This window comes from Actinotalea sp. C106 (assembly GCF_023630195.1).
GTDB lineage: Bacteria > Actinomycetota > Actinomycetes > Actinomycetales > Cellulomonadaceae > Actinotalea.
In genome coordinates, this window is record NZ_JALPKN010000552.1 from 1 (window position 1) to 969 (window position 969).

1 protein-coding gene is annotated in these 969 nt (G+C 74.6%); it reads left to right on the forward strand.

Annotation, left to right across the window (positions count from 1 at the left end):
• Positions 1-153 precede the first annotated feature (153 nt).
• The coding region (locus tag L0B03_RS18420) for a GTPase (RefSeq protein ID WP_250448533.1) at positions 154-969 on the forward strand (816 nt) is incomplete at its 3' end.

The following is a 969-nucleotide window of genomic DNA, read 5'->3' on the forward strand; positions in this document are numbered from 1 at the left end:
CGCCGCGACCCTGCGCCGCGACCTGACCGCACGGGCCGTCGAGCAGTGCCGGGCAGGCGCACAGCCAGCCCTCACCGCCCTCGTCGACCCCGACCTCGCCGACGACGCCGCCTCCCGCCTGCGGCTGCGGCTCGCTGTCCTCAAGGGGCTCACATGACCGAGAAGAACCTCGCCGCCCCGGGAACCCTCGTGGTGAGCGGCGAGCGGACCTCAGCGCTGCTCGACCGCGTCGACCACATCGAGGTGGCCCTCGAGCGGGCGTTGCTGGCCATGCCCGACGAGGCGACCGCCCGCGTGCGCCGCACCCTGACCGAGGTGCGGGGCCGGCTCGCCCTGGGGGTGGACCGCACGGTCGTCGCCCTGGTCGGGGGCACCGGCTCGGGCAAGTCGAGCCTGTTCAACACCCTCGCCCGGCTCGACTTCGCCGACGTGGGCGTCCGCCGTCCCACCACCTCCCAGGTCACGGCCTGCGTCTGGGCCCAGGACGCCACCCCGCTGCTCGACTGGCTCGGCGTCGCGAGCGACCGCCGCATCGAGCGCGAGAGCGCACTGGACGGCGACTCCCAGGCGGACCTGCGCGGGCTCGTCCTGCTCGACCTGCCCGACCACGACTCGATCGAGCCCGAGCACCGCGCCGTCGTGGACCGTCTGCTCCCGCAGGTCGACCTGCTGGTCTGGGTCGTGGACCCCCAGAAGTACGCCGACGACGCCCTGCACACCGGCTACCTTCGTCACCTCGTGGGGCACGAGGCCTCGATGCTCGTGGTGCTCAACCAGATCGACACGGTCCCGGTCGACGCCCAGGCCGCCCTCATGCGCGACGTCGACAGGCTGCTGCGCGAGGACGGTCTCGAGGGGGTCGGTGTGCACGGGGTCTCGGCCCGGACCGGCGTCGGCCTGCCCGTGCTGCGCGGGGTCCTCGCGGACGCGGTCGAGCGGCGCGGGATCGCCGAGGTGCGGGCCGCCTCC